Origin of the sequence: Paraburkholderia sp. JHI869, assembly GCF_038900775.1 — a bacterium.
Classification (GTDB): Bacteria; Pseudomonadota; Gammaproteobacteria; order Burkholderiales; family Burkholderiaceae; genus Paraburkholderia.
On record NZ_JAYMSC010000017.1, the window covers coordinates 53,445 to 80,164 of the forward strand.

The following is a 26,720-nucleotide window of genomic DNA, read 5'->3' on the forward strand; positions in this document are numbered from 1 at the left end:
GGAGCCGGGTAGATACCCGGCACCGCCGTTTTTTTGCGCTACAAGCCCAGCGCCCGCCCGTCGCTGCGCGGATCGTGCGCGCCGGTGAACCCCTCACGATCCACGCGAATGGCGCCGGGATGTCCGGCCAACTGACTTTGCGCAGGAAGCGGGCTCAATTGATGCCCACGCGCGGCCAACTCGCCGAAGACAGTTGCGCCAGCATCGCTCTCGAGTTTCAGGCTGTCCCGACTATCCGAGAAGGTCTTGCCGAGCAGGAAACGCGGGCGGCCAAGCGCACTCAGGGGATCCATTTCATAGTCGATCAGGCGGGTGAGGACGGCTGCGAGGGTTTGCGGCTGTCCGTCGGCGCCTTGCGTTCCATAGAGCAGATGCGGTCGGCCTTGCTTGAGGTACATGCCGGGATTGAGCGTGTGAAACGGCCGCTTCCCGCCGCGCAACGCATTCGGACTGCGCGCGTCGAGGCTGAACGACGCCCCGCGGTTGTGCCACAACACGCCGGTGTCGCCCAGCACGACACCGCTGCCCCAATCGAAGTACACCGTCTGCAGCATGCTCACGCAGTTGCCATTACCGTCCGCAACGGCGATATACACGGTGTCGCCCGTCTTGAACCGGTGCGGCCAGGGCATGGCGCGATCCATGCATATGCGCCGGGCGTGCGCGTCGAGGTTGCCGGCCGAGAGCAGACGCTCGACGGGCACGTCGACAAAGTCGGGATCGGCCACGTAGCGGTTGCGGTCCAGAAACGCAAGCTTCACCGCTTCGACCAGAACGTGATAGTAGTCGGCACTGCCTTCCGGAATCGCCGCAAGATCGAAGCGATCGAGTATGCCCATGATCTCGAGCGTGGTCACGCCCTGGGTTGGCGGGCGCAAGCCGAGGAGCTCTCCGTCGCGGTACGCCACGCGCAACGGCGCTTCCTCGCGGGCCTGCGTGCGCGCCAGATCGACTGCCGTGAGAGGCGAACCCACCTGCTTCAGGCCAGTGGCGATGCGCGCGGCCAGTTCTCCCTCGTAAAACTCGCGGCCTCCTTGTGAAGCGATGCGCTCCAGAGTCCGGGCGAGGGCAGGCTGGAGGAATCGCTCGCCGGCCTGCGGAATACGCCCCGCCGGCATGAATATCTCTGCGAAGCCATCCCACTTGCCCATTTCGCCTGCGCGCAGTTCCTGCCAGAACTGCTGCGATGGCGTGACGGGAAAGCCCTCGGCCGCATAGGCTATGGCGCGCGAGAACAGGGACGACCAACCTTGCTTGCCGCCCCACGCTGAACGGCTGAGCGCGTAGGCCTTGTCCCAGACCGCCACGGTCGCGGCCGTCGTGAGCGTGGCGCCTGGTCCGCGCACGGGAATTTCGCCCGCATACTGCGGCACGGCCGCTGCCGCCTGTCCAATGCCCGAGAGCGTGCGGACATTGCCGTCGCGGTCGCTGATGACCATGAAGGCGTCACCGCCGAGCCCCGTGAAGTGCGGGTATGTCACGCTCAATACCGCGCCGATCGCGATTGCGGCCTCGATCGCATTGCCGCCTGAGCGCAGGACTTCGAGGCCCGCTTCGCTTGCGAGGTCGTGGGGGCTCGTGACCATGCCGCGTGTGGATTGCGCGGACCGCGTCGCCCGGAGTGCGCCTGGGGCTTCTGCGACGACCGGGCGCGCGGCGATGCCGGCAAGCACCGAAGTATCCGCCTCGAAGTCGCGCGCCGTCTCGTCGTCGGCCAGTTGCGCTGCTGTCATGAACGCCATGTCATCCTCATTGTGTCTGTCGTGTCGGCCGCGGCATGCGCAGGTTCTTACACTTCCGCCTTCCAGCCTTTCCACCAGCGATGGGCAGTCGCCTCCGGTGCGGAGCAATGTTCTTTCACCCATGCATAAGCCGGTCCGAGCGCATTCATCGCGATGGCGGCGCCCAGCGCCATGACAGGGTCGTGCGCCACCGGGCCGAAGCCGCCGAACAGGGTGCCGAAATACGTGGCGAAACCGAAGAACATGCCCGGAATGAAGTTCAGCATGACGAACAATCTGGCGAGCGCCATCATGGTGCCATTGAGCGTGAAGAGGACGAGCATCTGCGCGATGACCAGAGAGTTGCCGCTAAACTGCCTCGAAACCTGTTCGAAGCCCAGCACGACCAGAAACGCAAAGCACGAACCGACTGGCAACGTCGGCCAGATGCGCTTGAGGTTCTGCGCGGTGGGACCGCCCATGGCAAACGTCGCGGCCCAGCTGATGAAGATGGCCCACGGCGGCAGATGCAATGGGCCCATCGCGATGGGGATGGTGGTGACGGCGAGCAACGACGCGACTATTTCAGCAGGCAGTTTTTTCATGATCGTCTCCTTGAATTCTGGTGGACTTCATTGCGCGCAACAACAGGCATGCCGGTGAATCTCGCAGTGGTGGCGCGTCACCACGGTGATGCGTCCGCGTTTCACGACCCACAGGCGTGGCGGAATGTCGAGTAACGCGTCGGCCACCTTGAACGTATCGAGGATGACGATATCGGCCAGCTTGCCAACCGCGAGCCCGTATTCATGCCCGATGCCGATCGCTCGCGCGGCGTTGTGCGTGCCCATGTCGAGGATCGCGTGCTGGTGCTCCGGCACGCCGAACTGCGCGACGTGCGCAAGCAGGTTGCCGATCTGCAGCATGTCGGCAGTGCCAAACGGCGTGAACGCATTGCGCACGTTGTTCGAGGAATAGGCGACGTTCACCCCGGCGTTGTGCAGTGCCTTGACCGGCGTGAGGCCGCGACGCGGGTTTCCATCGTCCTTGCGTCCGCCCAGATAGAGATCGGTGGCGGGCAAGGTAACGATACTGATCCCGGCCTCGCGAATCTGGTCGATGACGGGCGCGAGCGCTTCGGCGTCGAGTGCGCCGAGGCTCGTGACATGGCCTAGCGTCACGCGTCCCTGGTAGCCCGTCTCGATGGTCTTTCGCGCGATATACGAAATTGCCGCGAAGCGTGCGTCGCTCGTGTCGTCGGCGAAGTCGGCATGCATGTCGACGGGCAGGCCGAAGCGCTGGGCCAGTTCGAAAACGATGTCGACATGCCGCCGGGTATCGTCCCAGTTCAGTTCGTTGTATGGGCAACCACCAACGACGTCCGCGCCCATCTGCAACGCTTCGATCATCAGCTCGCGGGTGCCCTGGGACTTCAGGATGCCTTCTTGCGGAAAGGCCACGATCTGCAGGTCGAGCAGGTTTTCGTATTCGGACTTCAACGCGAGCAGTGTTTCCACGCCGATCAATCCCTGGATCAGGTCGACGTCGGGGTGCGCGCGCACGGCGACGGTTCCATTCTTGACTGCCATGTCCAGGACCTGCCGCGAGCGTGCCAGCACGTCTTCGCGCTCCTGCTTGCTCTTGAGAATGCCCGTCACGCGGATCGCCTCGTCGAGCGTGCCGAAGCGCGCGGGCAGCCGGCGATGCAGCAGCGCCTTGTCCAGATGCAGATGCGCCTCGATCATGCCAGGGATGGCGGCCCGGCCGCCGGCGTCGATGATCTCGTCGGCCGAAGCGTCGATTGCCGGCTCCAGCGCCGCGATGCGGCCGTCGCGAATGGCGATGTCGACGAGCGGATCGTCGTCGCGCACGCACACGTTGTTGATCAGCAGGTCCACGTGCATGGTGTGGTCTCCTTACGGAATGGCCATGGGAATACGGTCGTGGCGCACGTCCTGACGTGGCTCCCGGCGCTGGCGGCCCGGAGCGTCGTGCGGTCAGGAAAAGATTAAGGTTGGCGGTGCGTGCCAACCATCGGGATCGGCTGGATTTCGTCCAGGATTTTCCCGAGATGCAACGCACAAACTGTGGGACGGTCAAGCGCTGGTGTGGGCGACGATCAGGCCGTGTTGAATCGCGTAGTGGACGAGTCCGGCCGTGGACGGAATGTCCATTTTCGTGAGGATATTGGCCTTGTGGGTGCTGACTGTCTTGTTCGACAGCGAAAGGCACTGCGCGATTTCGTTGATGCCGTTGCCTTCCACGAGCATCTGGAAGATCTGGAACTCGCGCGCCGTGAGGCGTGTATGCGGAAACGAACTCGCGGGCTGGTGCAACTGCTTGACGAGCTTCTCGGCCACGAGAGGGGAAACGACGCTGCCACCACGCGCAACCCTGCGGATCGCGTCCATCAACTCCCCAGATTCGGCGTTCTTGGTGAGATAGCCCGCCGCGCCAGACCGGATCGCCTGCACGGCGTACTGCGATTCACGGTACATGCTCAGGACCAGCACGGGCAGGGATGGATGGCTGGACTTGATCTGCTGGATCAGTGCAATGCCGCTCCTGCCCGGCATCGACATGTCGAGCAGCAACACGTCGACGGGCGTGCTGCGCAGTCCTTCGATCACGGCAGCGCCGTCGCATGCCTCGACTACGACGTGCATGTCCTGGGTGGTCGAGAGGATCTTTTTCAGGCCGTCGCGAATGATCGCGTGGTCGTCGGCGATCATGAGCCGAATCATCGCAGCGCGTCCGCCATCGCTACGCCGTGCAAGGGGATGCGGGCGGACACTGTCGTGCCGTGGCCGGGCCGGCTCCGCACGCTGAGTTGCCCGCCGAGCATGAGCGCGCGTTCGCGCATGCCGAGCAGGCCAAGGCTTGTGCCGTTCGCGGCGCGCGAGGTGTCCATGCCGCAACCGTCGTCGGTGATCGCGAGCAGGCAGTCATCACCGCGCATGTCGACTTCCACGACGACCCGCAGAGCGCGAGCATGCCGGGCGGCATTCGTGAGCGCCTCCTGGACGATGCGGAAGATCGCCGTGCTGCGCTCGGTGTCGAGGCCGTTTGCCTGCGTCCCGGACATCTCCACGTGGAGCTCGCACGGCAGGCTATTTCGTTGAACGAAGGATTCTGTGAGCCATTCGAGCGCGGCGTGTAGTCCAAGCTCGTCGAGCACTGCTGGGCGAAGATCGGAGGCGATGCGGTGCACCGCATCCATGGTGGCGTCGACCAGTTCCTTGAGCATGTGCACATGGGCGGCCTGAGCGGACTCTGGGTCACCCGCCTGCGTTTCCAGGTAATTCAGGCCGAGCCGCAGACCGCTCAGCAATTGGCCGAGTTCGTCGTGCAGTTCGCGCGAGATGCGGGTTCGTTCGGCTTCGCGTATGGATTGCAGATAGGCCAACAGCTTGCGCAGTTGCGAGCGCGAATCGGACAATTCCATCTCCGAGCGCTTGAGGTCGGTGATGTCGCGCGAAATGCCGACCGTGCCGATGATGCTCCCGTTGGCGTCGCGGATCGGCATCTTGACCGTGTCGAACCAGCGTGGTGTACCGTCTGCTCCGCTGCGCGTCTCCTCGTAGCGTCGCCGCACGCCGCTTTGCAGCACGGCGCGATCGGTGGACATATAAACTTTGCCCCAGTCAGGCGGCCAGACCTGTTCAGGCGTGCTACCGATGATTTCATGCTCCGCGCGGCCGCACGCGCCAATGAACGCTTCGTTGACGAGAACGTAACGGGACTCGGTGTCCTTGAGCCATGCCTGGTCGGGAATATTGCTCAGAATGGCCCGATGCAATTCGCCGTAGGTCTCCACCGTGTCTCCTCGTCAGCACGTGCACGCTTTGCGGCGCGTACACCCGGTGGGCCTCAATATATACACAGCGGCAGGCACGCGCGCCTCTAGTTTTCCCGCATATTCCTGCACTGAACCGATTCATGATTTTTGCGTATGAGACTTCGCGCATGCACACGCTTGCCTCAGCGACGTGACTTCGCTCACTGACGCTGCGGCCCGAGCATACGGCACAACGCACGCGCAAGTTCCTTGACGACCGCGTCGGCGGTGGGACGATGCAGCAAGGCGATATCCATCGTTTCGATGGACGGCAGGCCGGTTTTCGGCGTCAGCACGGCATGGTCGGCCGTTACCGCGCGCGCGGGCAGCAGACTCACCCCAAGACCATCGGCAACCGCCGCCTGGATTCCGCTCAGGCTCGAACTAATGAAGCTGATCCGCCAGCGGCGTCCCATTCCTTCGATGGCGTTGGTCATGTCGTCGCGGTAGAGGCCGCGCGGCGGAAAGGCGACGAGAGGAACCGGGTCGAGCTGGAGCGAGGGGCTTCTCGCGCTGTCGATCCATCGCAACTGCTCAGGCCAGCACGCAATGACCTCGCGGCTGTTGCGCCGCTGCTTGACGAGGATGAGATCGAGGTCGCCGCGATCGTAGCTGCTCGCGAGGTCGCGGCTCAAGCCGCTCGTCACTTCGAGCTTCACCTGCGGATGCTTGCGGTTGAATGCGGCGAGTGCGTGGGTCGTCGCGCCGCCGACGAAGTCTTCCGGCACGCCAAGGCGCACCGTCAATCCCACCGTCGCACCAGAGAGCGCTTCGATCATTTCGTCATTGAGTGCGAGCATGCGCCGCGCGTAGGCGAGCAGCGTCTCGCCCGCGTCGGTCGGCGTCACATCGCGGCTCCCTCGTTCGAGCAGTTTATGTCCTGCCATTTCCTCGAGGCGCCGGACTTTCTGGCTCACGGTGGACTGTGTGGAATGAAGCCGCGCGGAAGCCGCGGTGAAGGTGCCGGAGTCGGCGACCATGACGATGGCTTTCAGCAGGTCCAGATCGAACAGCGGTGTGCGTGCTTTGGCGTTGCGTTTGATTGAACCCATGGTGTCTCGAAGGTGGATGCCGAATGCCCGATGAGGTATTCGATTTTGCACTACATCGCAGTAGAACATTTAACTTTTGAATGTCTGGCCGAATCGATACCATCCAGCGATGCCTCGAGGCAACCGCATAACGGGCCAATGTCGCCCGCTGCGTCATAAGTTCAGACGAGACAGGCAGGAGACACATGAAACTTCGTTATTTGCTGGCCGCGTTGCCATTCATCGGTATTTATTCCGGCGGCTCGCTTGCCGCCAGCACGACGTTCCTGTTCGGCTTGCCGTTTCTGCTCGTGTGGAATCTGTTCTGGATGGCGGCGACGGCAGCCATTCTCGCGATCATCTATTGCCTTGATGCGCGCGATGAAGCGGCGCACGCAGGCGCGCGCAGCGGAGGCGAAAAGTGAACGCGGCCCTGATCATCATCGTCATGTTTGCGATCTTCGCGCTCGCAGTAGGTCTGAATGCGCGTCGCGGCAAAAAGCTGAGTCTCGAACAATGGGCCGTAGGAGGGCGCGGCTTCGGCGCGCTGCTCACCTTTTTGCTGATGGCGGGGGAGGCGTTTTCGACCTTCACCTTTCTCGGCGCGAGCGGCTGGACGTACAGCAAGGGCGTACCGGCTTTCTATATCCTTTCGTACGGGTGCCTGGCCTATATGATCGGCTACTGGATGCTGCCCGCCATCTGGCGCTACGCGAAGGAGCGCAATCTCGTTTCGTTCGCGGACTATTTCGCTGCGAAGTACGAGAGCCGCGCAGTCGGCGTGCTCGTCTCGCTGGTGGCTGTCTTCGCGATGGTGTCGCTGTTGATCATCCAGTTGCGGGGGCTCGGCATCATCGTCTCCGAAATGTCGTATGGTCAGATTCCGCAGAACACGGCGATCTGGATCAGTGCGCTGTTGATGGTCGTCTACATGTCCGTTTCCGGCATTCATGGATCGGCGAGCATTGCGATCTTCAAGGACGTGCTGATCCTCGTGCTCGCCGTGTTTCTCGGTACGTACCTGCCGCTCCATTATTTCGGCGGCTTTGGCGAGATGTTCGCGCGCATCGATGCCGTGCATCCCGAACTGCTTCGGATGCCTGAACATGGTCTCAACCTGAGCTGGTACAACTCCACGTTGCTGCTGACTTCGCTTGGCTATTACCTGTATCCCCACGGCTTCACCGCGATCTATGTGGCGCGCGATGCGTCCGCGCTGCGCAAGAACACGGTGCTGATGCCGCTTTATCAGGTGCTCATTGCGTTTCTGTTTCTCGTCGGTTTCGCGGCTGTGCTGACCGTGCACGGACTCGAGGGTGCGCAAACCGATCTCGCGCTGCTTCGCCTCGTCAAGCAGACGTTCCCTGCGTGGTTCGTCGGCATCGTCGGCGGGGCGGGGCTGCTCACCGCGCTGGTGCCGGGCTCGCTGATCATGCTCAACGCGTCGACGACGATTGCACGCAACATCTATCGCGAAGGCTTCGCGCCGCACGCAAGCGACAAGCAAGTGGCGCGCGTCGCCCGTATCACGCTGCCCGTCTTCACGCTCGTGGTCGTGTACTTCGTGCTGCGTGGCGGTGCGACGTTCGTGGCGCTCGCGATCTTCGCGTCGAGCCTCCTGACGCAACTGGTGCCGATGCTCGCTTCGAGCTTTCTCAAGCGGCCGTTCGGCACGCGCGAAGCGGCGTTTGGTGGCATCTTCGCAGGGGGAATCGTCCTTGCGTTGACGAACTGGGGCGGCGTGACGTTCGCCTCGATCTTCCCGCATGCGAGCGTCGCTTTCACATCGATCAATACCGGCCTCGTTGCGCTGGCCGCCAACGCCGCGGTCTTCGTCGCGATCAGCGCGATACAACGCACGCTCGGCAACCGTATTCCTGGCTCCATAGAATCGGCATGACACTCATGACTTCCTCACTTCATCTCTCCAATGTCTGCCTGGCCGATGGCCAGCGCGTTAGCGTCGCTGTCGCCGACGGCCGCATCGAAGCAATCGGACCGCACGTTGCCGCGCAACCTGATGCGCATGTTGTTGACGGCGGCGCGGCCCTGCTGTTGCCCGGTTTCGTCGAAGGCCACACGCATATCGACAAGAGCAACTGGGGCCGCCCGTGGTATCGCAACGAGGTCGGGCCGCTGCTCACCGATCGCATCGGCAACGAGCGCGAATGGCGCAAGACCTCGGGTCACGACGCCGCCGCGCAGTCGCTCGCGCTCTCGCGCGCATTCGTGCAGGCCGGCACGACGCGCATGCGCACGCACGTCGACATCGATACCGACGCGCGATTGCGTTACCTCGAAGGCGTGCTCGCCACGCGGCAGACGATGCGCGATGTGCTGGACATGCAGATCGTCGCGTTCCCGCAGTCGGGCATGCTGATCCGGCCGGGAACGGTCGAACTGCTCGACAGCGCACTCGCGGGCGGCGCCGATGTGCTCGGCGCGCTTGACCCGGCGCTGATCGACGGCGATCCCGTGGCCTCGCTCAACGCCACGTTCGAGCTTGCGGAGCGCCATCGCAAGCCGATCGACATTCATCTTCACGAGCCCGGCGAGGTTGGCGCATTCACGCTCAAACTGCTGCTCGATCGCGTGCAGGCGCTCGGCATGCAAGGGCAGGTTGTCGTGAGCCACGCGTTTTGTCTGGGCGCGTTGCCGGAGCGCGAGCGCGACGCATTGATCGAGCGGATCGCGCAACTGCGCGTGGCGCTGCTGACGAGCGCGCCGCCATCGCGCCCGGTTCCGCCGCTCAAGCTCTGCCGCGACAACGGCGTGACGGTGTTTGGCGGCAACGACGGCATTCGCGACACGTGGTCGCCCTATGGCGTGCCCGACATGCTCGAGCGCGCCATGTTGATCGGCTTGCGCTACGACTTGCGGCGCGACGACGACATTGCGATCGCATTCGACTGCGTGAGCGACGCCGCGGCGCGTGGCTGCGGCTTTTCCGACTATGGCCTGCGCGTCGGCGCGCGTGCGGACTTCGTGCTCGTGGAGGCGGAGAGCGTCGCGCATGCGGTTGTCGCGCGGCCAAAGCGCAAGCTCGTCGTCGCGAACGGACGCGTCGTCGTGCGTGACGGCGAGTGGGTCGTATGAGCAATCAGCAGGGCATTCAGGACGTCGACGTGCTGATCGAGCACGGTTGCGTGATCACGCTCGACGCCACGCGCCGCGTGATCGACGACGGCGCGGTGGCCGTGAAGGGCGAGCGCATCGTCGAGGTTGGCGAGACGCGTGTGCTTGCGCAGCGGTATCGCGCGGCGCGCCGCATCGACGCGCGCCGCAAGGCCGTGCTGCCGGGGCTCATCGACGCGCATGCCCATGCGGGGCATGCCATGCTCAGGACGCTCGGCGGCGCGAACGGCGAGGCGTGGACGGCGGCGTGCGAAGCGATCTATACAAGTGCATCCGATGAAGCCTTCTGGGAACTGGAGTCGCATCTGGCGGCGCTGGAGCGCCTGAAGGCAGGCGTGACGACGGGCGTGTCGCTGCTTGGCGGCGGCGACTCGATCATGCGCGTGGACGATCCTGTCTATGCGCGGCGCCATTGCGATGCCGTGGTCAGGACAGGCACACGCTCGATCGTGGCCGTGGGCCCATCGCGTCCGCCCGCGCCGCGCGCGTACACGCGCCACGGCGCGACCGGCAGCGAAACGCGCAACGTCGATTTCGCGCAGATGCACGGCGTCTGCCAGGCCATCATCGACGACTGTCATGGCGACGCGGGCGGGCGTATCGAGATCGCCCTGGCGCTGCCGGTCTATGCGCCGGAGCATGACCCGTCGGTCGCGGCATACGAACGCGACTATCGGCGCGAGGCAGAGCGATACACAGCGTTGGCCAGTGAGCGCGGCCTGCGCTTGACGCAGGACGGCCATCGCGCTGGCACGCTGGATTTTGCGCATCGTGAGTTGGGACTGCTGAACAACAGATCGTTCATGTCGCATGCCATCGATCTGTGCCCGGCTGACATCGAGGCGTGCCTCGCGACGGGGGCGTCGATCGTTCACAACCCGAGCGCGATCATGTCGATCATTGGCCGTTGCCCCGTGCCGGAACTCATCGACGCGGGCGTCACGGTGGCGATAGGCTCGGACGCTGCGGCGCCTGATCGCGGCTACGATATGTTCCGCCATATGTGGCAGTGCATGCATTACCATCGCCGTCACTTTCGCGACCCGGATGTGCTGCCGCACGGCAAGGTGCTCGAAATGGTCACGATCGACGCGGCCAGGGCACTGTCGATCGACGACGAACTCGGCTCGCTCGAAGCGGGCAAGCTCGCCGACATCATCCTGGTCGACCTGTTCAAGCCGCATATGATGCCGATGCATATGCCTGTCTATCGCGTCACGTGCTTCGCCAATGCGGGCGACGTCTGCATGACGATGGTGGGCGGCAAGATTTTGATGGAGGATTATCGCGTGCGCTCGGTCGAGGAGGGCGTGCTCCTCGAACGCGTACAGGAGGCGGCAGACCGAGCGTTAGAGCGGGCGGGTTTGCGTCATCTGCTGGACGCGCCGCCCACGCTGTGGGGCCATAGCCATTATTGAGCGCGCGCCGCATCGTCCCAGAATTGCCCGCGCCTGACGATAGCTCGATCAGCGGGCGCGGCGGCAACGGCGGCTGCGGCGTTCGGCGCTTGCACGACGACGAAGGTCGCTTCGTTGCCGACCTCGAGGCCATATCCGCTTTTACCGACCACGGCCGCTGCGGCATGCGTTGCCATGTCGAGCGCCACGTGCAGTTCGTCGTCGGTATAGAAGCCCGAACGATAGCCCACCAGCATCGCCCGCTGAAGCATGTCGCCGTTGCCGTAAGGCCACCAGGCGTCCTGGATGTTGTCGTTGCCGGTGAACACGCGCACGCCGGCGGCGCGTAGCTGGAGGACCGGCGGAAATGCACGGTCGCCGGGCGCATTCGTCATGATCGACACACCGGCTTCGGCGAGCGCCGTGGCGACGCCGTCAACCACGCCCGGCGCGACATCGCCCAACGCGTAGGCGTGACTCACCGCGACGCGGCCCTGCATGCCCAGCGCTTTCGTGCGCGCGGCAATGCGATGCAACTGGTCGATGCCCAACTGATCCGGCTCATGCAGATGGATGTCGATCTTCACGCCGCGCTTTTCCGCAATGCCGAACACGATGTCGAGTTGGCGTTGCGCGTCGCCATCGAGCGTGGTGGGATCGATGCCGCCCACGACCTGCGCGCCTTCGCGGACCGCTGCATCGAGCACCTCTGCCGTGCCGGGACACGACACGACACCCGCCTGCGGAAAGGCGACGAGTTCGATATCCACGATGCCGCGCCACTTTTCGCGCGCTTGCATGACGGCATGCAGATGGGTGAGCCCCGTGGTCGCGTCGACATCCACGTGGCAGCGCATCGCAATCGTGCCGAACGATGCCGCCTGGCGGATCAGCGCGTCGGCGCGCTCGGCGATGGGGCGCGCATCGGCAAGCGCCTGCTTTTCGATGGTGAGGCGCTCGCGCAGGCTCGCCGCGGGGCGGTGAGGGCGCCAGCGGTCGCCTACGAAGCTCTTATCGAGGTGAATGTGTCCGTCGACGAATCCTGGCAGTACCAGGCGTCCCTGCAGATCGACGACTTCGGCTGCGCCGCTCTCGGGACGCTCAGCGCCGACGGCGACGAAGCTTCCGTTGCTCACGGCGAGGTTTAGCGGGTTGCCGTTTGCATCAACGGCATTTGTAAATAGGCGCTCGATCATGGTTGCGGCTCGGTGTATTGAACGCTCCACCTTATCGACACAACGACCTATTTACAAATTAAATATCAAAATCAATAGTATTTAGATACTGAATAGGTAAGCAAAAAAAAAGCGCCCGCAAGGGGCGCTAAAACGCAAACACCGGAGAAGCGGTGTATCACGATTGCTTGCCGCGCTTCTCCACCGGCGTGAAATCGAAGCTGGCGAAACTGCCGCCCTGGTAGCGTTGAGCCACCGCATCGAGCGGATTCTCGTTCGCCAGAATCTCGGCAGCCCAATCTTCCGAATTCTGCTTCGGCTCGTAGCCCAGGCGCTTCGCGTCGTCGTTCGCGCCTTCCTGAATCCAGTAGCTGCGTGTGTTGTTCGACACGCCCCACACCACGGCGAAGCCGATCTCATCCACATTGATCACGCGATCGATGAGATGGAACAGGTCTTCGTGGCCAAACCACGTGCTCAATTGACGGAACTCGGTGGGCTTGGGCAAGCAACTGCCAATGCGCACGTTCACGGTTTCGATGCCGTGCTTGTCCCAGTACAGGCGCGCGAGCGATTCGCCCCAAGCCTTGGAAAGACCGTAGAAGCCGTCCGGGCGAAACGCGCAGTCGAGCGTGAGCTTTTCTTCCACGGGGTACATGCCGATCGCGTGATTCGAGCTCGCGAACAGAATGCGTTTCGTGCCGTGGCGGCGCATGCCTTCGTAGACTTCGACGAGACCGCGCAGGTTGTTTTCGATGATCTCGGGCAGGGGGCGCTCGACGCTCGTGCCGGCCATGTGGATCAGCACGTCCACGCCGTCGAGCAGGCGGTCGACCACGGCGGGGTCGCGCAGGTCGCCGTGCATCACGTCTTCGCCCGCGACGAGCGGTTCAAGCGGCTTCGAGCCGGCCGCGGAGCGCAGGTTCACGCCGCGTTCGAGCAGGCCCTTGCGCAACACGGTGCCGAGCTGGCCGGCCGCGCCGGTCAATGCAACTTTCTTCACTGTGATTGTCCTCACGTAGAAATGCCGAAAGCCGGCACCCTCGCGGGCGCCGGCCGGTGAATATGTCGATCAGGCCTTCACTTCATGCGAGGGCTGGAGCGCGGGGGTGCCCGCGTTGTCCTTCTGCTCGTTCGAGATCAGTCGCCATGCCACGCAGGCGCCGATGATGTCGAACAGCATGAGGGACACGAACAACGGGTTATAACCGATCGTGCTGGCCACTGCGCCGACGATGAGCGAGAACACCGTTGCACCGAGGTAGCCGAACATGCCCGAGAGACCCGTGGCCGTGGCGACTTCGTGCTGGCCGAACACGTCGGAAGCGAGCGTGAACAGCGCGCCCGAAATCGTCTGGTGGGCGAACGTGCCGACGCAGAAGAGGGCGATGGCGGCGTAGGGGCTCGCGACGAGGCCCACGCAGGCCGGGCCGACCATCAGCAGCGCGCCGGTCGTGATGACGAGCTTGCGCGAGGTGATGAGCGAGCAGCCGAACCAGCGGATGAAGAGCGGCGCGAGGTAACCGCCCACCAGGCAGCCGAGGTCGGCGGCGAGGAACGGCATCCACGCGAACAGCGCGATTTCCTTCAGGTTCATGTGGCGCACGGTGACCATGTACAGCGGAATCCACGCGCCGAAGGTTTGCCATGCCGGTTCAGCGAGCATGCGCGGAATGCCGATGCCCCAGAAGCGGCGCGTCTTGAGCACTTCCTTGAACGAGGCGCGGCGGCCTTTGGTCGACTTCTGCGCTTCGGTCTGGCCTTCGCGGATGTACTCGGCTTCTTCCGTCGAGAGACGCGGGTGCTCGGCGGGCATCTTGAAGAACACGAGCCACAGCGCCACCCAGATCAGCGCGCCGCCGCCGGTCACCACGAACGCGAACTGCCAGTTGAACTTGAGAATGCACCACACGACGAGCGGCGGAGCGAGCATCGCGCCGATCGAGGTGCCGGTGTTGAGCCAACCGGTCGCGACCGAGCGTTCCTTGGCCGGGAACCATGCGCTGATGGCCTTCATGCCGGCCGGGAAAATGGCGGCTTCGGTCAGGCCGAGCATGCCGCGGAAGGCGGCGAGCGCGGGCCAGCTGCCGGCGAGGCCGTGCAGCATGTTGGCGATGGCCCAGCCGAACGCGAAGATCGCGAAACCGATCTTGATGCCCACGGAGTCGAGCACGAAACCGGCGATAGGTTGTGCGAGCGCATAGCAGGCCTGGAAGGCCGTGACCACGTACGAGTACTGCTGCGTGGTCATGTGAAGCGTTTCAGTCAGCGTGGGGGCGGCCACCGCGAGCGAGCTGCGCGCGAGGTAGTTGAAGATGGTGCCGATCATGATGAGGCCGATGATCCACCACCGCACCCCCTTGAGTGTCTTGCGTTGCACTGCTCGTCTCCTGCTGTTGGCGGACTCTGGCACGAAGCTGTGCCGGAAGGTGAGTCCGAATGGCTGTGTTTCTGTGCGTGGCGCCCTGTGCTGGCCTGCGAAGCTTTAGGTAGCCGCGTTGCTGGTCTCCCGTTGGCGGGGATGAAGGGCCTTGCCGATGCATTGGCCCTTCATGTAAGACATCATTCTATTTTGCGGGAAGTTGTAAAGCAAATATTGATGTGCTGGGGATTTCCCTAGTGTCGGATCGGGGTCCGACGCCCGACGCGGCGTCCAGACGGGCTTTTGTTGACTTATGTCGTGTTCCGTCGGGCTATCTGCGCTAAATCCTGCGATGCATTCCGCACCTCGCCGATGGTGGGTCGTCATACATCTGGAGTCAGCCCGTAGCGCACTGGCCGGTTGACAATTTCCGTGTTGTATTACAACAATGCGGCCCATCCGCTCGACAGTTTTCGAGCCGCCGCCTGCGCCACGCGCACCACGAGACACACGACAACGGACGAGACACGATGAATTCCCCCGCCATCCCCGTGAGCGATGCCGCGCTCGAACAACTGCGCCACGTTTCCAACGCCACGCTCACCACGCAACTCTTCAAGCGCGGCCTGCGCAATGTCTTCCTGCAAGGCGTGAAACCGCTCGCCGCACCGGCGCCGGGCGCCCCCAATCTGGTCGGCCCGGCCTTCACGATGCGCAATATCCCGGCCCGCGAGGACCTCGACCAGCTGAGCGCGTTCCAGAACCCCGAGCATCCGCAGCGCAAGGGCGTCGAGACGGTGCCCGCGGGCGCGGTGCTCGTACAGGACTGCCGCGGCGTGACCGATGCCGCCTCGATGGGCTCGATCCTCGCCACGCGCATGAAGGTGCGCGGCGTGGCGGGCATGGTTTCGGACGGCCCGGTGCGCGACAGCGCGACCATCGCCGCGCTCGGCATTCCGGTGTTCTGCGCGGGCGCCTCGGCGCCGCTCAATCTCTGCAAGCACCACACGGTCGATCTGAACGTGCCGATCGGCTGCGGCGGCGTGGCCGTGTTCCCGGGCGACATCATCGTCGGCGATGCGGACGGCGTCGTCGTGATTCCACGTCATCTGGCCGAGGAAGTCGCGCGCGACGCCACGGAGCAGGAAACGCTCGAGCGCTTCATCACCGAGCGCATCGAGGCGGGCGCGTCGCTGCCGGGCACCTATCCGCCGAACGAGGCAACGCTTGCGGCCTACGAAGCCTGGAAGAAGGAGCAGCGTTGAGCATGCAGCAGGCAGTGACGCTAGATGCCGTTTCGACGCCGCCGGTGCGTCCGCTCGAGGCGCGCGACGCACGCCGCTCGTCGGTAGGCGAGTGTCCCGTTTGGCGCGCCGAGGAAAGCGCGCTTTACTGGGTCGATATTCCCGCGCAAACGCTCGTTCGCTACGCGGTCGATACGGCGCGCCGCACCGAGTGGGCGCTGCCGGAGCGCATCGGCTGCTTTGCGTTCGCGCGCGATGGCGGCGTGCTCGCGGCGCTGGAGACAGGACTCTTCGCTGTGACGCTGCACGAACCGGTTGCGAATGTGCGGGCAGGCGAGCTGAGTGTGCGGCCGCTCGCGAGCGTGGCGCACGAAACCGCGCGCATGCGTTTCAACGACGGCCGCTGCGATCGTCAGGGCCGTTTCTGGTCCGGAACGATGGTGCAGGACTCGGCTGAGCCCAACCCGGCGGGCAAGCTCTATCGCTATACGGCGCAAGACGGCTTGTCGGCGCCTGTGGTCGATAGCCTGTGCACGCAGAACGGTCTCGCGTGGTCGCCGGACGGCCGCACGATGTATCTCTCCGATTCGCATGCGTCGAGCCGCCTGATCTGGGCGTTCGATTACGACATCGACGACGGCGTGCCCACGAATCGGCGAGTGTTCGCCGATCTGCACGACTACACGGGGCGCCCCGACGGCGCAGCGGTGGACGCCGACGGCTGCTACTGGATCTGCGCGAACGACGCGGGCCAGTTGCTCCGCTTCACGCCCGAAGGGCGGCTCGAGCGCAGCGTGGCCGTGCCGGTTGCGAAGCCTTCGATGTGCGCATTCGGCGGCGCGAATCTCGACGTGCTTTACGTCACGACGATATGCCCGCCGCGAACGGGTGAGCTGGATGGCCTCGTGTTCGCCATCGACGCCGGTGTGCGTGGCTTGCCCGAGCCTGACTTCGCGGGTTCGCTGCGCGCAGCCATCTGACTCTTGTTTACCGGGCGACACGATATGCCGCAGTTTCAAAACCAGGACGTCATCGAACTCGCGCGCGGCGCGTCCCGGCTGCTTGTTGCGCCGCAGGCTGGCGGGCGTTTGCTTTCGTGGACGATCGGCGGCGCGCCCATCGTCCATTGGCCCGAGGCGCCGGACTGGAGCCAGCCGGGGCTGATCCGCGGCGGCAATCCGCTGCTGTTTCCGTTCATCGCGCGGCAGTGGGTCGATGGCCGCGTTGGCCGGTGGCGTGATGCGCAGGGCGTGGTGCGGGAGATGCCATTGCACGGCTTCGCGCGCGATCTGCCCTTCGCGGCGCAGACCGAGCCGCAAGGCGACGGCGTGCGCATGACGCTCACCGACAGCGAGCAAACACGCGAGATGTACCCGTTCGGCTTTCGCTTCGAGGCCGCCTACTGTCTTGCCGACGAAACGACGCTCGACGTGGAACTGACCACGACGAACACGGGCGACACGCGCATGCCGTACTACGCGGGCCATCACTTCTACTTCGCGCTGCCACACGCGCAGCGCGGCGAGGCGACGATCGCGTTGCCGCGCAACGTCTATCGGCGGCAGTTGCCGGACGGCACGACGGCCGAGGCCGCGCCGGGCGCGGTGCACTACCGCTTCGACGACACGCAGATCGTCGATCGCTTTCATTGCCTCGACGGCGAGCCCGATGGGCCCGTTCGCATCGAGATGCCGTCGCAGCAGCGCGCGATCGAAATCGATCTGCGCCGGCCCGGCTCGGCGTCGTGGTATGCGGTCACGACCTGGACGCTCGCGCCCGATTCGGACTTTTACTGCGTCGAGCCGTGGCTCGGCTTGCCCGACGCGATTCACACCGGGCTCGGACTGCGCTGGCTGGAGCCGCGCGAGACGCAGAAAGCGGCGCTGCGCATCCGCGTGAGCGCCTTGCGGTAAGGGCGGCCATAAATTGGCCGCAAATTGGTAAAGCGGGACGGAAAGAGCGGAAACACCCGCAAAATGGGGGCTGGCCGGGGCGGATGAGCGCTATCGGCCCGCCATATGACTTACAATTGACGACACTCCTGACAACCCAAAGTGCACCGTCCGATCATGTCTGAGCAGAAAGCGCCGAATATGCCGGCGCGGATTTACAGCGACATCCTCAATCGCATCATCGAGGGCGAGTACAAGGAAGGGGAGCGCCTGCCGACCGAGCACATGCTCGCGGAGCGCTTCGCGACCTCGCGCCCCACGGTGCGCGAGGCGCTCGCCCAGCTGCGCGCGGACGGCATCATCGCCACGCGCCACGGTTCGGGCACGACGGTCATGCGCCGCCCCGATCCGGACGTGCGCCGCTTCGCGCCGCTCGAAACGCTGTCGGACATTCGCCGCTGCTACGAATACCGCGTGGTGGTCGAAGCCGGGGCGGCCTCGCTGGCGGCGCAAAAGGCCGAAGACGAAGACATCGCCGCGATCCGGCGCGAGTGGGACAACCTGCAAACCATCATCGAGACCTCGGGCATTGGCGCGAAGGACGACTTCGCGTTCCATATGGCCGTGGCGCGCGCCTCGAAGAACCAGTTCTTCATCACGGCGCTCTCGGGCATCCAGGAGCAGATGGTGTTCAGCATGAACCTGTCGCGCAACCTCTCGCTCGTGAAGTCGATCGAGCGGCAGCGCCTCGTGCAGCAGGAACACCTCGAAGTGCTCGAAGCGATCCAGGCGCGCGACGCCGAACGCGCAGCGACCGCCATGCGCGCGCATCTCGAGCGCGCAGTGAACCGGATGTTCGGCTCCTGATCCTTCTGGCTGGCTATTAAGGGCGGCGCGCGTGCCGCCTTTGCGCTGTCGCCCGATTCTCCACACTCGCGCGCGCCCACCCTTCGGCTGAACTTCGCGGCGAGTGCCTTCATGGCTTCAAACGTTCTGCGCCGGCTGGCAGTTGTGATCGCTTTCGCTGTTGCGCCTGCACTCGCGCAGGCGCGTCCCGTGCATCCGGTCGACGCAATTGCCGACGCACGCCTGCCCGTCGATGGCCCGTCAGGCCACGCACAATTCCCGCTTTATGTGAGCGCCGACTGGAACGCGCCGCAGCCCGCCATCCAGCGCGCGGTGATCATCGTCCATGGCCGGCTGCGTAACGCCGATACCTACTTTCGCACCGCACAACATGCGCGCGAGCTGGCGGGCGTCGATCCTGCGAGCACACTGCTCGTCGCGCCGCAATTTCTCTCCACCAACGATGTGCGCGCGCACCATGCATCCGGCGATCTCCTGAGCTGGCGTGGCAACGCCTGGATGGCCGGCGCGAATGCCACGAGCGGTGCGCAGGTGAGTTCGTACGCGGTGCTCGACGACATTGCGCGACATCTCGCCGACCGGCGCCTCTTTCCCAATCTGAAAACGATCGTGTTCGCGGGTCATTCGGGCGGCGCGCAGGTGCTGCAGCGCTACGCGATCGCCTCGCATGCCGATGCGCTTGCCGCCGAGGGAGTCGACGTGCGTTTCGTGGTGGCGAGTCCGTCGTCGTACGCCTATTTCGATGCGCAGCGGCCCGGTGCGAACGGCGCGCCCGCCGCATTCGACGCTTCGAACTGCGCGGGATTCGACCGCTGGAAATACGGCATGGAGAACCGGCCGGCGTTCGTTGCCGAGCGCACGCCCGCACAGCTCGAAGCGGACTACGTGAAGCGGCGCATTGTCTACCTCGCGGGCGGCAACGACGACGACCCGGCCTCGGTATCACTCGACAAAAGCTGTGCCGCGCAGGCGCAAGGCGCTCAACGCGTGGCGCGAGCGCAAGGCTTCTATCGCTACCTGCAAACCCGTCACCCGCAAGGCCTGAACCAGACGTTCCATATCGTCCCCGGCGTGGGGCACGACGGCGCGCGCATGCTCACGTCGAGTTGCGCATTGGCGACGATGTTCGATACGGGAAACTGCGCGAATTGATTGCGCGTGGAGCGCTGAGCGCCGCACTGGGGTCGCCAAAAGCAAACGGGCGTGAACCTCGCATTGCACGAGGTCCACGCCCGTTTCGGTCCGGCTGGCAGCGGGAGGCTTCGAGCCACCGCGCCAGTGGAAAGCGAGGCGTATAGCTTACGCGGCAGCCTGCTTGGCGGCGCGTGCCGAAGCTTGCGCGACAGCCTTCGTCGCGGCCTTGCCAGCGGCGTCGAAGTTGCTTTCCGCGAATTCGACCGCTTGCTTCGCAGCCTTGTTCACCGACGAGTACGCGCTGTTGGCGGCGGTCAGTGCCGACTTGATCGCGGCGACAGCGGCTTCCGAGCCGGCCGGTGCGTTCTTCGCGGCGTTGTCCACGAGCGTTTCGAGCGCGCGCTGCTGCGTTTCGTACTGCGACTGGGCGGCGGTGGCGAATTCGGCTTGCGTGGCCGACACGATGCCGTACACGCTGCGGCCGTAGGCCAGAACCTTTTCAGCGGCGGGCTGGGCGAAGCCGGCTTGTGCGGCGAAGAAGCCTTGCGGGTCCTTGGCCGAGAACGCGCGGTGAGCTTGTTCCTGGCCTTCTGCGAACGCCGAGCGGGCCGTTTCGATGTTGAGTTCGGCGAGCTTGATCGCGCCTTCGAATGCCTTGCTCGTCAGGCCGAAGAGGGCCTCGAGACCGGCTTTCTGGTTGGCGGCGAATTGTTCGGGGGTCGGCAGGTTCATGTCTCTTTCCTTTAGGTGGACGCTACGCGTCGGTTTCGGTTACGAAAATAAACTTTCGGTCGATCACCGGTTCGCGCAGAGAAGGTTTTGTGCGATGCAGCAATCGACTTCATAGTACCGCATCCATAAAACGTGTCAAGAAGTTTTTGTGCGTCGCAACAATTATGTAAACGCCTGATTTTCGGTGGAAATTTCCTACAGCGCTTGAGGCGTCCAGATGGGCTGCGGATTGCACGAACCGCTTGAGCGCAATGCTTCTCATCTGCGGGCAAAATGGCCTTTCCCTCGGGTGGGCGTTGGTAGCGAAGGCACGGCACGTCCGCGCAACCCGGGTTGGTCCCCCAATCTAGCGGTGGCGGCCCCGGCCGCGGCTCGAACGCGCTGAAGTAGTCGCACTGAAGCAGTCGAACGGGCGCGGCGCGCAGCCGCCATTCGCGAATCCATCAGGAGAGCGGTAATGGGTGTATCGAACGACAAGTCTCACGGTCATTCCACGACGAGCACGGGCGCGCCGGCAGTCAGCGACCGTAACTCGCTTACGATCGGCCCCGACGGCCCGATCGTGCTGCACGACGTGCATTTCCTCGAGCAGATGGCGCATTTCAACCGCGAGAAGGTGCCCGAGCGCCAACCGCATGCGAAGGGCGCCGGCGCATTCGGCGAATTCAAGACCACCGAGGATGTTTCGCGCTACACGAAGGCCGCCTTGTTCCAGAAGGGCGCGTCCACGGAAATGCTGGCGCGCTTTTCGACCGTTGCGGGCGAAATGGGCAGCCCCGACACCTGGCGCGACGTGCGCGGCTTCTCACTGAAGTTCTACACGAGCGAGGGCAACTACGACCTCGTCGGCAACAACACGCCGATTTTCTTCGTGCGCGACCCGATGAAGTTTCCGCACTTCATCCGCAGCCAGAAGCGTCTGCCCGACTCGGGCCTGCGCGATGGCCAGATGCAATGGGACTTCTGGACCAGCAATCCCGAGTCGGCGCACCAGGTCGCCTATTTGATGGGCGAGCGCGGCTTGCCGAAAACGTGGCGCCACATGAACGGCTACGGCTCGCACACCTATATGTGGGTGAACGCGAAGGGCGAGAAGTTCTGGGTCAAGTACCACTTCCACACGAACCAGGGCATGCAGTCCTTCACCAATGCCGAAGCCGCGGCGATGGCGGGTGAGGACGCCGACTTCCACCGTCGCGATCTGTTCGATGCGATCAAGCGCGGCGAATATCCGTCGTGGACGCTCTCCGTGCAGGTCATGCCGTATGCGGAGGCGAAGCAGTACCGCTTCAACCCGTTCGATCTCACGAAGACGTGGTCGCACAAGGACTATCCGCTCATCAAGGTCGGCACGATGACGCTGAACCGCAACCCGGAGAACTTCTTCGCGCAGATCGAGCAGGCCGCGTTCTCGCCGGGCAACACGGTGCCGGGCATCGGCCTTTCGCTGGACAAGATGCTGCTGGGCCGCGCGTTCGCGTATAACGACGCGCAGCGCGCGCGCATCGGCACGAACTTCAACCAGCTGCCAGTGAATCGTCCGAAGGTGCCGGTGCAAACCTATATGTTCGACGGCAACATGACCTACGAACATAGCGGCAACGCGCCGACCTATGTGCCGAACAGCTTCGGCCGCCCGTGGGCGGATACGACGGGCGCCGCCGACGACGGCTGGGAAGCCGACGGCGACATGGTGCGCAGCGCCTACTCGCTGCATGCGGAAGACGACGATTTCGGCCAGGCACACGATCTCGTGCGCAACGTCTACAACGACAAGCAGCGCGAGGCACTGGTCCAGCAGGTGGTAGCGAGCCTGGGCGGCGTGGGCAGCCCGGTGCGCGAGCGCGTGTTCGACTACTGGAAGAAGATCGACGCCGAAGTGGGCGGTCAGATCGAAAAGCAGGCGGGCAGCGGGAAGTAAGCCGCCAAAGCCGTAAGAAAGCCGGAACGGGTTTCGCGACCCGTTCCGGCTTTTCTTTTGGGTCATGAGTTTGTTGGTCGTCACATGACGGCCCGCCGCCGCCAAACTGGCAGAAACGTCATCTGGCGGATTCTGCAGCGTCAGGGACGAGGGGGCATAATGCGCGAGTCGCTGTGTGGGCAGCATCGCGCAATCCCGCCGGCGGACAACGCGCGGCGGGAATAAATTTGCCGCGCCGCGCGTTATCCCTACTGATCCGCAACGGCCAAGCCCACGTGAAAACCTCCCTTTCCGCCGAAACTCCGTTTGTCGATGCCGCCGCCGGCGCGCAGAAGTACACGCGTGTTGCCGTGCTATTGCACTGGTTGATCGCGCTACTGATTCTCACGAACGTCGCACTGGGCCTGACCGCCGCGCTGCTGCCTGACGGCGCGCTTTCCGATACGGCCATCCGCTTCGTGATCGATACGCACAAGTCGATCGGCATTACCGTGCTCGGGCTGGCGATCCTGCGCGTGCTGTGGCGTCTCACGCATCGCCCGCCTGCGCTGCCCGCCGAGTTTCCGGGCTGGGAGCGCGCGTCGGCCCACGCCGCGCACGTCGCGCTCTATGTGCTGATTTTCGCGATGCCGCTCTCGGGCTGGCTGCACGACTCCGCCTGGGTCGCCGCCGCTTCGCATCCCATGTATCTCTTCGGCCTCGTGCAATGGCCGCGCATCGGCTTCATCATGAATCTCGATGCGGCCACGAAGGAACAGTTGCACAACCAGTTTGGCGCGCTGCACACGGCGTGCAGTTATGCGCTCTATGGCGTGCTCGCGCTGCACATTGCGGGCGCGCTCAAGCATCAATGGATCGACCGTCATTCGGTGCTGCGCCGAATGATGCCGTGAGCAACACGAGAAGGGTACGACTTGAAAAACACGCTTGAAGAGGCGCTCGCCCGCACGTCGCCGCGCCTCGTACCGCCGCCCACGCCGTTCGCGAGCATCGCGATCCATCTAGGCGTCATGGCGCTCTGGTTCGTGCTGTTCGCGCGCGCGTTCTTCCTGCAAGGCGTGGTCGCGTGGTCCACGGGCATCGCTTATGTCATCTACGACACGGTGTTGCTGCTGTTCGTCGCCTGGAAGGCGCGCGTGCTGCTTGCGCCTGCGGCAACGCCCGCTGCCGCAGGCGAAGCGAAGCTGCCGACGCTCGGCGTGATCGTCGCCGCGCACAACGAGGCGGCCGTGCTGCCGATCACGCTCGACGCGCTGTTCGCGCAAACCCGCGCGCCGGAGCAGATCGTCATCGCCGACGACGGCTCGACCGACGGCACGGCTGCGTTGCTCGCGCAGCGCTATGGCCTGGTCGATCCCGGCGATGGGCAGATGAGCGCGCCTTCGCCGCAGTATCCGAATCTACGCTGGCTGAAGCTCGCGCACGGCGGCAAGGCGCGCGCGCTCAACGCGGCGTTGCTTGCGATCGCAACGGAAACGGTCATGACCGTGGACGCCGACACGCTGCTCGAACCGGACGCATGCGCCGCGATGGCGAGTGCGTTTGGCCGCGAGCCGGCACTGGTTGCGGCAGCGGGCCTGCTCACGCCGGTTTGCGACCATACGCTCAGCGGCCGCTTTTTCCAGTGGTTCCAGACCTACGAGTACATCCGCAATTTCATCTCGCGCTTCGCGTGGATGCGAGCGGACAGCCTGTTGCTCATTTCAGGCGCGTTTGCGGGGTTTCGGCGCGATGCCGTGATGGCCGTGGGCGGCTTCGATGCCGATTGCCTCGTTGAGGACTACGAACTGATTCACCGCTTGCGCCGCTATTCGGCGCGCAAGGGCCTCGGCTGGGACGTGCGCGTGCTCGGCACGGCGCGCGCGCGCACCGATGCGCCCGGCACGCTCACGACCTTCCTGCGTCAGCGCCGCCGCTGGTTCGCAGGCTTTCTGCAGACGCAGTACTGGTATCGCGACATGACGGGCAACCGCCAGTATGGAAAGCTCGGTCTCATGATGCTGCCCGTGAAGGCGTTCGACACTGTGCAGCCCATTTATGGACTGACGGCGTTCGCGCTGCTGATCGGCTTTTTGTTCGACGGACGTTTCACGATCGTGTTGCCGGTGCTGGGCGTGATCGTCGGCAAGATCGCGATCGACCTCGCGTTTCATTTGTACTCCGTACATCTTTACCGGCGCTGGAGCGGAGACCGCACGCATTCGAGCTTCGGCATGGCGTTCCTTGCCGCCATCTTCGAGCCGTTTTCCTTCCAGTTGATGCGCCACGGCGGCGCGGCGCTCGGCTGGCTGCATTTCTTGCTCGGTCGGCGCAAGTGGGGCGTGCAACACCGCACTGGGCTCGCAGCGGCGCGCAGCCGCGAGAGCGCCGCTTCGCAATGATCTGATTTCCGCGTATTCGACTTGCTACCAGGTTGACAGGGCCGCGCCACGCGGCCCTGTCCTTTTGTCACGCGAATGACACATCCAGCACATCGTTAAGCGCCGCCGGGCTCGCTCGCGCAAAGCGCTTGCCACGCCGCGATTTTCGTAGGACGCTCGTTCAAGCAGGTCGCTCCGGCTACTGGAACTCAAGCCCGTCCAGTTGGCTCCTGTGCCTGCATATACCGTGCCGCGCAAGCGCATTGCACCAGCTTGAAGCGCAAATGCGGCGCCGTATTGGCATGCGCCGTTTCGATACTGCCGATCATGCCCGCTTTGCACCAATCGAGCGCATGAAACAAGGCCTGAACGCGATGGCATACGCCTTGCTTTTTAGCCTGAACCGCAGCGCGCAACGCTTCTCGCCTCAATCATGAGACGAATCGCGGCAGCGCCGCTGACGCAGTTGCACTCACGCGCGAGAACGAACCGATGCAAGTCCATGACGAAATGCGCGACGAGGGCGCGGTGCGCCCGCACTACGAACGCTTCCAGCACTGGCTGGAGAAGCAGACTGGCGAGACGATGGCGCGCAAGCGCGCCGAGGCGGACCTGCTGTTCAGGCGGGTCGGCATCACGTTCGCGGTGAACGGCGACCTTTCCGGCACCGAGCGGCTCATTCCTTTCGACCTGATTCCACGCATCATTCCCGCAGACGAATGGGCGCTGCTCGAGCGCGGGCTGCGCCAGCGCGTACAGGCGCTCAATCTGTTCCTGCACGACGTCTATCACGAGCGCAACATCGTACGCGCCGGCGTGATTCCCGCCGAGCAGGTCTATACCAATGCGCAGTACCGGCCGGAAATGCAGGGCATCGATCTGCCGCTGGGTTTGTATGCGCATATCGCGGGCATCGACATCGTGCGCGACGGGCGCGACGGCGCGTTCTACGTGCTCGAAGACAATTTGCGCGTGCCCTCAGGCGTCTCGTACATGCTCGAAAACCGCAAGATGATGATGCGGCTCTTTCCCGAGTTGTTCGTTCAGCACAAGGTGGCGCCCGTCGCGCATTATCCCGACCTGCTGCTCGATACGCTGCGCTCGGTGGCGCCCGAAAGCGCGGACGATCCGACCGTGGTGGTGCTCACGCCCGGCATGTACAACTCCGCGTATTTCGAGCATACGTTCCTCGCGCAGCAGATGGGCGTCGAGCTGGTGGAGGGTAAGGATCTATTCGTAGAGGATAACTACGTATTCATGCGCACGACGCAGGGGCCGCGTCGCGTGGACGTGATCTACCGGCGCGTGGACGACGACTTTCTCGATCCCCTGGCGTTTCGTCCCGACTCCGCGCTCGGCGTGCCGGGGCTGCTCACGGCGTACCGCGCGGGTCGCGTCGTACTCGCGAATGCAATGGGCACGGGCGTGGCCGACGACAAATCGATCTACCCCTATGTGCCCGACATGATCGAGTTCTATCTCGGCGAAAAGCCGATCCTGAAGAACGTGCCGACGTGGCAATGCCGTCGTCCCGACGATCTCGCGTGGACGCTCGAGCATCTCCCGGACCTCGTCGTGAAAGAGGTGCACGGTGCGGGCGGCTACGGCATGCTTGTCGGTCCCGCTTCTACCCGTGAGGAGATCGAAGCGTTTCGCGCGCGGCTGCTCGCGCGGCCAGGCAACTACATCGCGCAGCCCACGCTGTCGCTCTCGGCTTGCCCGACCTTCGTCGAGGCGGGCATCGCGCCGCGCCATATCGATTTGCGGCCCTTCGTGCTCTCCGGCAAGACGATCCAGATGGCGGCGGGCGGTCTCACGCGCGTGGCGCTCAAGGAAGGCTCGCTCGTCGTCAATTCGTCGCAGGGCGGCGGAACCAAGGACACGTGGGTGCTCGAATGAATTCACTGGCCA

General features: G+C 64.3%; 24 protein-coding genes. 14 read left to right on the plus strand and 10 right to left on the minus strand.

Annotated features, from left to right (window positions below):
• Positions 1-38: 38 nt before the first annotated feature.
• The 6 genes from VSR72_RS26100 to VSR72_RS26125 all read right to left on the minus strand — a co-directional run bounded on the left by VSR72_RS26100 (position 39) and on the right by VSR72_RS26125 (position 6,611).
• Positions 39-1,742, minus strand: coding sequence for a gamma-glutamyltransferase family protein (locus VSR72_RS26100; protein WP_342955240.1), 1,704 nt, complete (start codon positions 1,740-1,742; stop codon positions 39-41).
• Between the two features lie 47 nt (positions 1,743-1,789).
• Positions 1,790-2,326, minus strand: a complete 537-nt coding sequence (locus VSR72_RS26105; protein WP_342955241.1) for a DUF1097 domain-containing protein — start codon at positions 2,324-2,326, stop codon at positions 1,790-1,792.
• Positions 2,327-2,353: 27 nt separating this feature from the next.
• Positions 2,354-3,625, minus strand: a complete 1,272-nt coding sequence (locus VSR72_RS26110; RefSeq protein ID WP_342955242.1) for an amidohydrolase family protein — start codon at positions 3,623-3,625, stop codon at positions 2,354-2,356.
• A 192-nt stretch (positions 3,626-3,817) separates the two neighbouring features.
• A complete protein-coding gene (locus VSR72_RS26115) occupies positions 3,818-4,465 on the minus strand; it encodes a response regulator transcription factor (protein ID WP_342955243.1) in 648 nt (215 codons plus the stop codon).
• A complete protein-coding gene (locus tag VSR72_RS26120; RefSeq protein WP_342955244.1) occupies positions 4,462-5,538 on the minus strand; it encodes a PAS domain-containing protein in 1,077 nt (358 codons plus the stop codon). The genes VSR72_RS26115 and VSR72_RS26120 overlap by 4 nt, the downstream gene beginning before the upstream one ends.
• Positions 5,539-5,720: 182 nt before the next feature.
• Positions 5,721-6,611, minus strand: coding sequence for a LysR family transcriptional regulator (locus tag VSR72_RS26125; RefSeq protein ID WP_342955245.1), 891 nt, complete (start codon positions 6,609-6,611; stop codon positions 5,721-5,723).
• A gap of 185 nt (positions 6,612-6,796) precedes the next feature.
• Here VSR72_RS26125 and VSR72_RS26130 point away from each other — a divergent pair, with 185 nt between their 5' ends.
• Genes VSR72_RS26130 through VSR72_RS26145 form a run of 4 tightly spaced genes read left to right on the plus strand, consistent with a single transcriptional unit; the run spans position 6,797 to position 11,143 of the window.
• Positions 6,797-7,015: a DUF3311 domain-containing protein gene (locus tag VSR72_RS26130; RefSeq protein ID WP_342955246.1), complete on the plus strand. Its 219-nt coding sequence runs from the start codon at positions 6,797-6,799 to the stop codon at positions 7,013-7,015.
• Positions 7,012-8,490: a sodium:solute symporter gene (locus tag VSR72_RS26135; RefSeq protein WP_342955247.1), complete on the plus strand. Its 1,479-nt coding sequence runs from the start codon at positions 7,012-7,014 to the stop codon at positions 8,488-8,490. The genes VSR72_RS26130 and VSR72_RS26135 overlap by 4 nt, the downstream gene beginning before the upstream one ends.
• A 5-nt stretch (positions 8,491-8,495) precedes the next feature.
• Complete coding sequence (locus VSR72_RS26140; protein WP_342955248.1) at positions 8,496-9,686, plus strand: amidohydrolase family protein; 1,191 nt, start codon at positions 8,496-8,498, stop codon at positions 9,684-9,686.
• Positions 9,683-11,143, plus strand: a complete 1,461-nt coding sequence (locus VSR72_RS26145) for an amidohydrolase family protein (protein WP_342955249.1) — start codon at positions 9,683-9,685, stop codon at positions 11,141-11,143. The genes VSR72_RS26140 and VSR72_RS26145 overlap by 4 nt, the downstream gene beginning before the upstream one ends.
• On the opposite strand, the gene VSR72_RS26150 is transcribed toward VSR72_RS26145, so the two are convergent.
• The 3 genes from VSR72_RS26150 to VSR72_RS26160 form a co-directional block, all read right to left on the minus strand.
• Positions 11,137-12,318, minus strand: a complete 1,182-nt coding sequence (locus VSR72_RS26150; protein WP_342955250.1) for an amidohydrolase family protein — start codon at positions 12,316-12,318, stop codon at positions 11,137-11,139. The two genes, VSR72_RS26145 and VSR72_RS26150, sit on opposite strands and share 7 nt — an antisense overlap.
• A 157-nt stretch (positions 12,319-12,475) precedes the next feature.
• Positions 12,476-13,300: an NAD(P)-dependent oxidoreductase gene (locus VSR72_RS26155; RefSeq protein ID WP_342955251.1), complete on the minus strand. Its 825-nt coding sequence runs from the start codon at positions 13,298-13,300 to the stop codon at positions 12,476-12,478.
• A gap of 69 nt (positions 13,301-13,369) precedes the next feature.
• Complete coding sequence (locus VSR72_RS26160; protein ID WP_342955334.1) at positions 13,370-14,626, minus strand: MFS transporter; 1,257 nt, start codon at positions 14,624-14,626, stop codon at positions 13,370-13,372.
• Between the two features lie 563 nt (positions 14,627-15,189).
• Between VSR72_RS26160 and VSR72_RS26165 the strand changes: the two genes are divergently transcribed.
• The 5 genes from VSR72_RS26165 to VSR72_RS26185 all read left to right on the plus strand — a co-directional run bounded on the left by VSR72_RS26165 (position 15,190) and on the right by VSR72_RS26185 (position 19,814).
• Complete coding sequence (locus tag VSR72_RS26165; RefSeq protein WP_342955252.1) at positions 15,190-15,924, plus strand: ribonuclease activity regulator RraA; 735 nt, start codon at positions 15,190-15,192, stop codon at positions 15,922-15,924.
• Positions 15,925-15,926: 2 nt separating this feature from the next.
• Positions 15,927-16,883: an SMP-30/gluconolactonase/LRE family protein gene (locus VSR72_RS26170; protein ID WP_342955253.1), complete on the plus strand. Its 957-nt coding sequence runs from the start codon at positions 15,927-15,929 to the stop codon at positions 16,881-16,883.
• A 24-nt stretch (positions 16,884-16,907) separates the two neighbouring features.
• The gene (locus tag VSR72_RS26175; protein ID WP_342955254.1) at positions 16,908-17,816 is read left to right on the plus strand and encodes an aldose epimerase; all 909 of its coding nucleotides are present in this window, start codon (positions 16,908-16,910) and stop codon (positions 17,814-17,816) included.
• A 156-nt stretch (positions 17,817-17,972) separates the two neighbouring features.
• Positions 17,973-18,662 (plus strand): FadR/GntR family transcriptional regulator, encoded by a 690-nt coding sequence (locus VSR72_RS26180; protein WP_342955255.1) that lies wholly within the window; start codon positions 17,973-17,975, stop codon positions 18,660-18,662.
• Between the two features lie 111 nt (positions 18,663-18,773).
• Positions 18,774-19,814: an alpha/beta hydrolase gene (locus VSR72_RS26185; protein WP_342955256.1), complete on the plus strand. Its 1,041-nt coding sequence runs from the start codon at positions 18,774-18,776 to the stop codon at positions 19,812-19,814.
• Positions 19,815-19,961: 147 nt separating this feature from the next.
• Here the strand turns inward: VSR72_RS26185 and phaP are convergent, their stop codons facing one another.
• Positions 19,962-20,528, minus strand: coding sequence for a TIGR01841 family phasin (gene phaP / locus VSR72_RS26190; protein ID WP_342955257.1), 567 nt, complete (start codon positions 20,526-20,528; stop codon positions 19,962-19,964).
• A gap of 457 nt (positions 20,529-20,985) precedes the next feature.
• Between phaP and VSR72_RS26195 the strand changes: the two genes are divergently transcribed.
• From VSR72_RS26195 to VSR72_RS26215, 5 genes are all read left to right on the plus strand, one after another.
• On the plus strand, positions 20,986-22,449 hold the full coding sequence (locus VSR72_RS26195) for a catalase (RefSeq protein ID WP_342955258.1): 1,464 nt from the start codon (positions 20,986-20,988) through the stop codon (positions 22,447-22,449).
• 275 nt (positions 22,450-22,724) lie between these two features.
• Positions 22,725-23,342, plus strand: a complete 618-nt coding sequence (locus VSR72_RS26200; protein WP_266232089.1) for a cytochrome b — start codon at positions 22,725-22,727, stop codon at positions 23,340-23,342.
• 21 nt (positions 23,343-23,363) lie between these two features.
• Positions 23,364-24,830 carry a glycosyltransferase gene (locus VSR72_RS26205; RefSeq protein WP_342955259.1) on the plus strand — a complete coding sequence of 489 codons (1,467 nt, stop codon included), beginning with the start codon at positions 23,364-23,366 and terminating at the stop codon, positions 24,828-24,830.
• Between the two features lie 242 nt (positions 24,831-25,072).
• Positions 25,073-25,246, plus strand: coding sequence for a hypothetical protein (locus VSR72_RS26210; RefSeq protein ID WP_342955260.1), 174 nt, complete (start codon positions 25,073-25,075; stop codon positions 25,244-25,246).
• A gap of 55 nt (positions 25,247-25,301) precedes the next feature.
• The gene (locus VSR72_RS26215; protein WP_342955261.1) at positions 25,302-26,708 is read left to right on the plus strand and encodes a circularly permuted type 2 ATP-grasp protein; all 1,407 of its coding nucleotides are present in this window, start codon (positions 25,302-25,304) and stop codon (positions 26,706-26,708) included.
• Positions 26,709-26,720: the final 12 nt, after the last annotated feature.

Coding starts and splice junctions, on each gene's coding strand:
- VSR72_RS26100 (WP_342955240.1), bottom strand. CDS start 1,742: ATGGCGTTCATGACAGCAGCGCAACTGGCCGACGACGAGACGGCGCGC.
- VSR72_RS26105 (WP_342955241.1), bottom strand. CDS start 2,326: ATGAAAAAACTGCCTGCTGAAATAGTCGCGTCGTTGCTCGCCGTCACC.
- VSR72_RS26110 (WP_342955242.1), bottom strand. CDS start 3,625: ATGCACGTGGACCTGCTGATCAACAACGTGTGCGTGCGCGACGACGAT.
- VSR72_RS26115 (WP_342955243.1), bottom strand. CDS start 4,465: ATGATTCGGCTCATGATCGCCGACGACCACGCGATCATTCGCGACGGC.
- VSR72_RS26125 (WP_342955245.1), bottom strand. CDS start 6,611: ATGGGTTCAATCAAACGCAACGCCAAAGCACGCACACCGCTGTTCGAT.
- VSR72_RS26130 (WP_342955246.1), top strand. CDS start 6,797: ATGAAACTTCGTTATTTGCTGGCCGCGTTGCCATTCATCGGTATTTAT.
- VSR72_RS26140 (WP_342955248.1), top strand. CDS start 8,496: ATGACTTCCTCACTTCATCTCTCCAATGTCTGCCTGGCCGATGGCCAG.
- VSR72_RS26145 (WP_342955249.1), top strand. CDS start 9,683: ATGAGCAATCAGCAGGGCATTCAGGACGTCGACGTGCTGATCGAGCAC.
- VSR72_RS26150 (WP_342955250.1), bottom strand. CDS start 12,318: ATGATCGAGCGCCTATTTACAAATGCCGTTGATGCAAACGGCAACCCG.
- VSR72_RS26160 (WP_342955334.1), bottom strand. CDS start 14,626: ATGATCGGCACCATCTTCAACTACCTCGCGCGCAGCTCGCTCGCGGTG.
- VSR72_RS26165 (WP_342955252.1), top strand. CDS start 15,190: ATGAATTCCCCCGCCATCCCCGTGAGCGATGCCGCGCTCGAACAACTG.
- VSR72_RS26170 (WP_342955253.1), top strand. CDS start 15,927: ATGCAGCAGGCAGTGACGCTAGATGCCGTTTCGACGCCGCCGGTGCGT.
- VSR72_RS26175 (WP_342955254.1), top strand. CDS start 16,908: ATGCCGCAGTTTCAAAACCAGGACGTCATCGAACTCGCGCGCGGCGCG.
- VSR72_RS26180 (WP_342955255.1), top strand. CDS start 17,973: ATGTCTGAGCAGAAAGCGCCGAATATGCCGGCGCGGATTTACAGCGAC.
- VSR72_RS26185 (WP_342955256.1), top strand. CDS start 18,774: ATGGCTTCAAACGTTCTGCGCCGGCTGGCAGTTGTGATCGCTTTCGCT.
- phaP (WP_342955257.1), bottom strand. CDS start 20,528: ATGAACCTGCCGACCCCCGAACAATTCGCCGCCAACCAGAAAGCCGGT.
- VSR72_RS26195 (WP_342955258.1), top strand. CDS start 20,986: ATGGGTGTATCGAACGACAAGTCTCACGGTCATTCCACGACGAGCACG.
- VSR72_RS26215 (WP_342955261.1), top strand. CDS start 25,302: ATGCAAGTCCATGACGAAATGCGCGACGAGGGCGCGGTGCGCCCGCAC.